The sequence below is a fragment of the Kitasatospora sp. NPDC056076 genome, assembly GCF_042266305.1.
GTDB lineage: Bacteria > Actinomycetota > Actinomycetes > Streptomycetales > Streptomycetaceae > Kitasatospora.
In genome coordinates, this window is the sequence record NZ_JBHJWG010000115.1 from 1 (window position 1) to 3,437 (window position 3,437).

General features: G+C 76.8%; 2 protein-coding genes and 1 pseudogene. 2 read left to right on the forward strand and 1 reads right to left on the reverse strand.

The annotated features are described in order from the left end of the window. The first annotated feature begins 270 nt into the window (after positions 1–270). Positions 271–1,389, forward strand: a complete 1,119-nt coding sequence (locus tag ACFC1T_RS38265; RefSeq protein ID WP_375897400.1) for an alpha/beta hydrolase family protein — start codon at positions 271–273, stop codon at positions 1,387–1,389. Positions 1,390–2,015: 626 nt separating this feature from the next. After that, complete coding sequence (locus ACFC1T_RS38270) at positions 2,016–3,341, forward strand: hypothetical protein (protein ID WP_375897403.1); 1,326 nt, start codon at positions 2,016–2,018, stop codon at positions 3,339–3,341. On the opposite strand, the pseudogene ACFC1T_RS38275 reads toward ACFC1T_RS38270, so the two are convergent. Then, positions 3,338–3,437 (reverse strand): annotated as a pseudogene (locus ACFC1T_RS38275) (IS481 family transposase); the annotation flags it as partial. The gene ACFC1T_RS38270 and the pseudogene ACFC1T_RS38275 sit on opposite strands and share 4 nt — an antisense overlap.

A 3,437-nucleotide genomic window follows, 5' to 3' on the forward strand; every position in this document is an offset into this window, starting at 1 on the left:
GGGGTGTGGGGGGTGGGGGGTGATTTCCCCCGCGCCCACGGCGCCCAGCCACGTGCCCACAGGGTCGGCGGTCGGAAAATCACCCAGCCCCCGGAGCGCCCACCCCCGGAACCGCCCCCGGACCAACCCACCCTCCCGAGAGCCCACCCCCCCCACCAAAGCCCCGCGCAGCGGCCCCCCAGACGGCCCCGCCCAGTGGCCGCCCCGCCACCCCCCTTGTGGACTGGTCCTCGAACACCGTCCGGGTCAGTGAACAGAGCGGGGATCGATATGCGTTGGGGAACCGCAGCCGTCGTGGCGGCCGCCGCCGCCGGGGCCGCCGTCCTGGTCGTCGGCCGTCGGGCCTCCGAGCGGTTGGTCCGTCCGGGCGCGGGCCCGGCCGCCGGCGGCCCGGATTCGGGGCCGGTGCTGGTGCAGAGCCTCGCGGCGGGGCGGGTGACGTTCAGTCGGCGTCCGGAGAGCCTGCGGCCCGGTCGCTGGGCGGTGGAGTGGGCGGACGGCGGGCACGCGGTGGTGGAGGAGGTCCTGCACAGTGACGCGCAGGGCGTCACCCGCCGGCTGGTCCGGGCGGACCGGGGCACCCTGACGCCCGGCACCGAGGTCCGCTTCACTCCGCGCGTGCACCTGGGCGATCCGACCTCGGCGCTGGGCCTGGCCTTCACCGAGACCGTGGCCGACGGCGAGCTCGGCCCGCTGCCGGTCTGGCTGCTCGGCGGCAAGCGCGGCACCTGGGTGGTCCTGGTCCACGGCCCGGAGGCGGACCGCCAGCAGGTGCTTCCGGTGCTGCCGGCCCTGCACCGCCTGGGTCTGCCGGCGCTGGCGGTCACCTACCGCGGCGACGAGGGCGCCCCGGCGTCCCCGGACGGCTACAGCCACTTCGGCGAGACGGAGTGGCGGGACGTCGAGTCGGCGATGCGGCTGGCCCTGGACCACGGCGCGGGCCGGGTGATCCTGTACGGCTGGTCGGTGGGTGCGACGACGGTGCTGCAGACGGCGGCGCGTTCGGCCTGGGCGCACGCGATCAGGGGGATCGTGCTGGACTCGCCGGTCCTGGACCTGCCCACGGCCGCCCGTCGGGACGCGGCCCGGGCGGGTTTCACCGGGGTCTCCGCCGAGCTCGGCGCGCTGGCGGCGGAGGGCCGTACGGGCGTCGACCTGGCGGACTCCTCCCGCTTGGCGGAGGGCGCGGACCTGCGGGTCCCGACCCTGGTGCTGCACAGTCCGGACGACACGCTCGCGCCGATCGGCCCGGTGGAGCTCCTGGCCGCAGCCCGCCACGACGTGGTGAACCTCCAGCGCTTCCCGGGTGCCGAGCACGCGGCCCTCTGGAACTCGGCGCCGGACCACTACACCGAACTCCTCCGTCGCTGGCTGACCCCTCTCCTCTGACCCACCCCCTCCGGCCCTCCCCTTCCCCCCTCCCCGCCCCTCCCCTCCGGCCCCACCACCCTGACCCGCCCTCAGGGGCAAACCTTGCTCCCGAAAGCCCACCCCAAGCCCGTCAGCAGCTCCCTTCCCCCCTCACCCCCTGCACCGGAAGTCGACCCCGCCGACTTCCGGTGCCGCCGCGTCCCCCCGCAGGCACATGCCACCTGGCCGGATCGCAGCCCTCCACTTGCACCGCTCCCCACCCCTCCCGCCCCCGTGAAACCACCCACAGACCCCGTCCCCACACGCAGCGTGACGCCCCGCCGCCCCCTGGCATGACCCCGCCACACGTTTCCGGCCAGGCGGTTTGCCTCTGTTGCCCGATCTTGCGGAGGTGCCGCCCCCGGTCGAGCGGTCGTACGGGCAACCGGATGTGACAGAAGGCCGGTACAAGGGGAAGACTGCTCGACGTGACGTCTCGGAACCCGCGCGACCGTGATGCCCCGCTCCCGCCGACGATCGGTACCGGTGCGACGGTGACCCGTCTCCCAGGTACGGCCCAACGGCCTTCCGGCGGCAGGCCGGGCGGGGCCGCCGTACCCCGGCGCCGTGGGCCCGCGCCGGCCCCCGGCCGGGGCCGGGTTCCGGTGCCGGAGGGCTTCCCCGCGCCGGCCGAGCTGGCGCCGCTGGCCCGTCGGATGCTGGTGGACGCCGTCCGGATCGCCCGCTGGGCCGGGGAGCTGGCGGAGGTCGACAAGCGCGGCGAGCTGCTCCCGGACGACGCCCGCGACGCCGGCCGGGCGCTGGCCATGACGGTCGGCGCGGCGGTCAAGGCCTGGGGCCAGGCCCTGCTGGTGGGCCTGGTGGAGGCCCGGGACGGCGGAGCGGGCCCCGGTTGGCGCCTGCACGCCTGGGAGCACGACGACGAGGCCGTGGTGCGCGGCTGGTCCGGGCTGTTCGACGCCTGGACGCTGCTCGCCCCGGTGCCGCCCGCCGCGCTGCGCGGGGTGTTCGCGGTCCTGGCCGGCCAGGCCGTGGACCAGGCCCCGCAGTTGCTGTCCTTCCTGCACCTGGTGGACGGCCCGGTGGCCGAGAGCGAGCTGCTGGAGCTGCTGCGCCGCGGCCTGGACGAGCGCCGGGTCGGCGCCGGGCTGGGCAACCCGGGCCTGTCGCCGGTGCCGCACGCCGCCTCGGCGGTGTCCGCCGTCCGCGGCACCTGCCGGGCGCCGCAGATCGACACCCCGGCCGCCGTCTCCGACGTGGCCGCGGTGCTGGACTGGATGCTGGACGGCCTGACGGCGGTCGGCGCCGTGGTGCGCCGCGACGACGCCGCCGAGCTGTCCCCGCTGGGCCACTGGGCGGTGCGGGCGAAGCTGGAGGAGATCTGCACCGTCGCCCAGACCGCGGCCGGGCACATCGAGCAGAGCGCCTTCGAGCTGCTGAACGCCTGCGCGGACTACTCGCCGGGCCCGGCCCGGGCGGAGTTCCGCGCCTGGGTGGCGGCCCGCCCGGCGGACCGCGCGGTGGCCGAGCTGCTGGACGCGGCCCAGGGTGACGACGCGCTGGTGCGCGGTCTGGCCTTCGAGGCGCTGCGGGTGGCGGGCGGTCCGGCCGAGCAGGCGGTGCGGGCAGCGGTGGACGAGCCGGTGCTGCGCCCGTACGCGCTGCTCTGGCTGGCCGAGCGTTCGGACGAGGGGGTCGCCCCGGCGGACGTGCTGGGCGCCGAGGACGCGGCCTGGCTGTGGGTGGACACGGCGGCGGCGGTGCTGGACCACGGCGAGACGGAGCTGCTGGTGGGGCACGTCGAGGGCGCCTCGGCGGGTGACCCGGTGCGGCTGTTCGCCCGGGCCCGGCAGTCCGGGCACCCGCGGGCGGCCTCGGTGCTGACGGCGGTCTCCGGCGTCCACCCGGACCCGGGCGTGGCCCGGGCGGCCCGCCGCTCGGCGTTCAGCGTCCACACCGGCGGGGCCTAGCTGTTCTGTCCTGTGAGGTTGGGGACGCGGCTGGCGGGTGGCTTGCCTGCGAGTGCGGTGTGTCCGCGGTGGTGATTGTAGGTGTGGAGCCAGTCG